This is a genomic window from Enterobacter cloacae complex sp. 6730903, from assembly GCF_048283985.1.
GTDB lineage: Bacteria > Pseudomonadota > Gammaproteobacteria > Enterobacterales > Enterobacteriaceae > Enterobacter > Enterobacter hormaechei_C.
Map to the genome: position 1 here is coordinate 1 of NZ_JBLVXX010000094.1, position 4,657 is coordinate 4,657.

Here is a 4,657-nt window from a genome sequence, read left to right on the forward strand (position 1 = left end):
TCACGCTGAAAATGCCGGCCTTTGAATGGGTTCATGTGCAGCTCCATCAGCAAAAGGGGATGATAAGTTTATCACCACCGACTATTTGCAACAGTGCCAACGCCGGGTTATTCTTATTTGTCGCTTCTTTACTCGCCTTTATCGGCCTTCACTCAAGGATGTATTGTGGTTATGCGTTATATTCGCCTGTGTATTATCTCCCTGTTAGCCACCCTGCCGCTGGCGGTACACGCCAGCCCGCAGCCGCTTGAGCAAATTAAACAAAGCGAAAGCCAGCTGTCGGGCCGCGTAGGCATGATAGAAATGGATCTGGCCAGCGGCCGCACGCTGACCGCCTGGCGCGCCGATGAACGCTTTCCCATGATGAGCACCTTTAAAGTAGTGCTCTGCGGCGCAGTGCTGGCGCGGGTGGATGCCGGTGACGAACAGCTGGAGCGAAAGATCCACTATCGCCAGCAGGATCTGGTGGACTACTCGCCGGTCAGCGAAAAACACCTTGCCGACGGCATGACGGTCGGCGAACTCTGCGCCGCCGCCATTACCATGAGCGATAACAGCGCCGCCAATCTGCTGCTGGCCACCGTCGGCGGCCCCGCAGGATTGACTGCCTTTTTGCGCCAGATCGGCGACAACGTCACCCGCCTTGACCGCTGGGAAACGGAACTGAATGAGGCGCTTCCCGGCGACGCCCGCGACACCACTACCCCGGCCAGCATGGCCGCGACCCTGCGCAAGCTGCTGACCAGCCAGCGTCTGAGCGCCCGTTCGCAACGGCAGCTGCTGCAGTGGATGGTGGACGATCGGGTCGCCGGACCGTTGATCCGCTCCGTGCTGCCGGCGGGCTGGTTTATCGCCGATAAGACCGGAGCTAGCAAGCGGGGTGCGCGCGGGATTGTCGCCCTGCTTGGCCCGAATAACAAAGCAGAGCGCATTGTGGTGATTTATCTGCGGGATACGCCGGCGAGCATGGCCGAGCGAAATCAGCAAATCGCCGGGATCGGCGCGGCGCTGATCGAGCACTGGCAACGCTAAGCCGGCGGTGGCCGCGCGCGTTATCCGGCCCGCAGCACCTCGCAGGCGTGCCGGGCGATATGACTGGCGGCGGCATCGGAAAGATGCCGGTCGGTAATGATGGTGGTGAACCGGGTCAAAGGTAACGCCATAAACGTGGCCACCTGATTGTATTTCGAACTGTCGCACAGCAGGATGCTTCTCGCGCTGACCTGGCTGACGGTCTCCTTGACGGTAACCTTGTTCTCATCAGGGGTGAATATCCCGCGACTGTCCCAGCCGCTGGCGGAGATAAAGGCCGTATCGATAGCCAGGTGGCGTAACGTACGCGCCGCCGATTCGCCCACGCAGGAGCGGTTCTCCCGGCACAGAGTGCCGCCGGTGTGGATCACGCCGCACTGGCTGGCATCGATCAGCAGCTGGGTTATCTCAAAATCATTGGTGACCACCTGGAGATCGTTCCGGTCGAGGATCGCCCGCGCCAGCGCCAGGGTGGTAGTCCCGGCATCCAGATAGATGCAACTGTTTTTAGCGATATGACTCGCCGCCAGCGCGCCGATCGCCTGTTTCTCCTCACTCTGCAGCGTGCTTTTCACCAGATGACTGGGTTCCGCGGCCAGCCGGCTGACGGCGCGTACGCCGCCCGAGACGCTGACCAGCAGCCCCTGCTCCTCCAGTTTACTGACGTCCCGACGGATGGTCATATGGGACACGCCGAGGATCTCCGTCAGCTCGTTAATGCTTACCGCCCCACGCTGCTCCACCAGGGCTAAAATACGCTGATGTCGTTCTATTGGAATCACCGCTCTCCCCTTACCATTTTTTCACACCAGGCGTCACCACCCAGGCTACGGCCCTGGCGACACCCGGTGTTGTTATCGCGCTTTGCCGCTGTTTTTTACGCTATTTTAGGGCAAGAATCGCCGCTGTGCAGCCTCTTTCCGCCTGTGAATTTTTTATATTCATGTGGGTTATTCGTGATAACTCTCACATAAATTCACATGATAACGCTTTATTCTATCATTAAATCACATTAATTAACTAATGTTCACAAGGAGACCAGCATGGCTGCACACACTAACGTCTGCGTGATTGGACTGGGTTCAATGGGCATGGGCGCCGCCCGCGCCTGCCTGCAGGCGGGCCTGAACACCTGGGGCGTTGACATCAATCCCGACAACTGTCGCGCACTGCTGGCGGCGGGCGCCAAAGGCGCGGGCCCCAGCGCGGTGCCGTTCGCCGCGGAACTGGATGCAGTTGTGCTGCTGGTGGTCAATGCCGCCCAGGTGCGGGGGATCCTGTTCGGCGAGAGCGGCCTCGCCGCCCATCTGAAGCCGGGCACCGTCGTGATGGTGTCGTCCACCATCGCCTCCGCCGATGCTCAGGCCATTGCCGAGGCGCTGGCGGAGTACCAGCTATTGATGCTCGACGCGCCGGTATCGGGCGGCGCCGTGAAAGCGGCCGCCGGCGACATGACGGTGATGGCCTCCGGGAGCGATGCCGCCTTTGCCCGACTCGCGCCGGTGCTGGACGCCGTGGCCGGCAAAGTCTACCGCATCGGGAGCGACATTGGTCTTGGCTCGACGGTAAAAATTATCCATCAGCTGCTGGCCGGGGTGCACATCGCCGTTGCCGCCGAAGCGATGGCGCTTGCCGCCCGCGCCGGGATCCCACTGGAGACGATGTATGACGTGGTCACCCACGCGGCGGGTAATTCCTGGATGTTTGAGAATCGCATGCAGCACGTCCTGGATGGCGATTACTCGCCAAAATCCGCTGTCGATATTTTTGTCAAAGATCTCGGGCTGGTGAATGACACTGCCCGGGCGCTGACCTTCCCGCTGCCGCTCGCTACCACCGCGCTGAATATGTTCACCTCCGCCAGTAATGCCGGATTCGGTCGGGAAGATGACAGCGCGGTGATCAAGATTTTCAACGGCATCACCCTGCCGGGCCATAAACAGTGAGGAGAGACAACATGCAGCTTGGTGTCATTGCCGATGACTTCACCGGCGCCACGGATATTGCCAGCTTCCTCGTGCGCAACGGCATGCCGACGGTGCAACTGAATGGCGTGCCGACCCGCGATATTCCGCTGACCAGCGAGGCGGTGGTCATCAGCCTGAAAACCCGCTCCTGCCCGGCGGAAATGGCCGTCAGCCAGTCGCTGGCGGCCCTGCGCTGGCTGCAGGCCCAGGGCTGTCAGCAGTTTTATTTCAAGTACTGTTCCACTTTCGACAGCACCGCGCAGGGCAACATTGGCCCGGTGCTGGATGCCCTGCTGGCCGAGCTAGGTGAGACGCGGACGGTGATTTCCCCGGCGCTGCCGGTTAACGGCCGCACGGTCTATCAGGGATATCTGTTCGTCGGCGAGCAACTGCTGAATGAGTCCGGGATGCGCCACCATCCGGTGACGCCGATGGAGGATGCGCACCTGGGCCGCTTAATTGAGCGCCAAGGGCGCGGAAAAGCCGCGCTGATTGCCTGGCCGATTGTCGCCCGGTCGCCGCCGCGCTGGCGGCAGTCAACGATCCGGCGGTGCGCTATGTGGTGCTCGACGCCCTCAGCGAACAGGATCTGCTCACCCAGGGCGTGGCGCTGCGGGAGATGAAGCTGGTCTCCGGCGGTTCCGGCCTCGCCATCGGCCTCGCCCGCGACTGGGCGCAGCGCCATGGCGCCAGGGGGGAAAGCGCTCAGGCCGGCATGCCGCTGGCCGGTCCGGCGGTGGTGCTCTCGGGCTCCTGCTCGGTGATGACCAACAGCCAGGTGGCGGCCTATCGTCAACAGGCCCCCGCCCGCGCCGTCGACTTAAGCGCCTGCTTTACCGATCTGGAGAGCTACGTCAGGACGCTGACTGACTGGGTGGACGCGCAGCGCGATGCGCCGCTGGCGCCGATGATCTATGCCACCACCGAGCCGCAAACGCTGCAGCGGATCCAGGCGCAGTATGGCGACAAGGCCAGCAGCGAACGGGTGGAACAGCTGTTTGCCGCTCTTGCCGCCGCCCTGAAGGCGAACGGATTTACCCGCTTTATTGTGGCCGGAGGGGAAACGTCGAGCATTGTGGCGCAGACCCTGGGGGTTGAGGCGTTCCATATTGGGCCGACCATCTCCCCTGGCGTGCCCTGGGTGCGTGACACCCGCCAGCCGCTCTCCCTGGCGCTGAAGTCAGGTAACTTCGGCGATATCCAGTTCTTTGCCCGTGCCCAGCAGGAGTTTCGTCATGACTGAGCAACAACTGCGAGAGGAAATGGTGCAGATTGGCGCCTCGTTGTTTAGCCGCGGCTATGCCACCGGCTCCGCTGGCAATCTGTCGCTGCTGCTGCCGGACGGCAACCTGCTGGCGACGCCGACCGGCGCCTGCCTCGGCGAACTGCAGGCTCAGCGGTTGTCGGTGGTGACGCTGCAAGGGGAATGGATCTCCGGCGACAAACCGTCGAAAGAGGTCACTTTTCACCGGGCGGTCTATTTGCACAACCCGGCCTGCAAGGCGATCGTCCACTTGCACAGCCACTATCTGACCGCGCTCTCCTGCCTGCAGGGGCTCGGGCACTGTTGCAAAGTTAGCGATGAGGCAGCCTTTTGTCTTATTCAAAGGCCTTACATTTCAAAAACTCTGCTTACCAGGCGCATTTCGCCCAGGGGA

5 protein-coding genes and 1 pseudogene are annotated in these 4,657 nt (G+C 61.7%); 5 read left to right on the plus strand and 1 reads right to left on the minus strand.

Translation table 11 applies throughout. The features are described 5' to 3' along the window. Together ACNQ0W_RS24630 and ACNQ0W_RS24635 are read left to right on the plus strand one after the other, a co-directional pair. Window positions 1–251, plus strand: a 251-nt coding sequence (locus ACNQ0W_RS24630) for a hypothetical protein (protein ID WP_222859296.1), incomplete at its 5' end; no start/stop codon positions are given. After that, window positions 172–1,032 (plus strand): extended-spectrum class A beta-lactamase SHV-12, encoded by an 861-nt coding sequence (locus ACNQ0W_RS24635; RefSeq protein WP_002904004.1) that lies wholly within the window; start codon window positions 172–174, stop codon window positions 1,030–1,032. The genes ACNQ0W_RS24630 and ACNQ0W_RS24635, both read left to right, overlap by 80 nt. 20 nt (window positions 1,033–1,052) lie before the next feature. Here the strand turns inward: ACNQ0W_RS24635 and ACNQ0W_RS24640 are convergent, their stop codons facing one another. After that, window positions 1,053–1,814 carry a DeoR/GlpR family DNA-binding transcription regulator gene (locus ACNQ0W_RS24640; protein WP_002210513.1) on the minus strand — a complete coding sequence of 254 codons (762 nt, stop codon included), beginning with the start codon at window positions 1,812–1,814 and terminating at the stop codon, window positions 1,053–1,055. A gap of 261 nt (window positions 1,815–2,075) precedes the next feature. Between ACNQ0W_RS24640 and ltnD the strand changes: the two genes are divergently transcribed. The 3 genes and pseudogenes from ltnD to ACNQ0W_RS24655 form a co-directional block, all read left to right on the plus strand. Further along, window positions 2,076–2,978, plus strand: coding sequence for an L-threonate dehydrogenase (gene ltnD, locus ACNQ0W_RS24645; RefSeq protein WP_002903955.1), 903 nt, complete (start codon window positions 2,076–2,078; stop codon window positions 2,976–2,978). An 11-nt stretch (window positions 2,979–2,989) separates the two neighbouring features. Then, a pseudogene (gene otnK / locus ACNQ0W_RS24650) lies at window positions 2,990–4,242 on the plus strand (3-oxo-tetronate kinase). Beyond that, the coding region (locus ACNQ0W_RS24655) for a class II aldolase/adducin family protein (RefSeq protein ID WP_162270389.1) at window positions 4,235–4,657 on the plus strand (423 nt) is incomplete at its 3' end. The pseudogene otnK and the gene ACNQ0W_RS24655, both read left to right, overlap by 8 nt.

Coding starts and splice junctions, on each gene's coding strand:
- ACNQ0W_RS24635 (WP_002904004.1), top strand. CDS start 172: ATGCGTTATATTCGCCTGTGTATTATCTCCCTGTTAGCCACCCTGCCG.
- ltnD (WP_002903955.1), top strand. CDS start 2,076: ATGGCTGCACACACTAACGTCTGCGTGATTGGACTGGGTTCAATGGGC.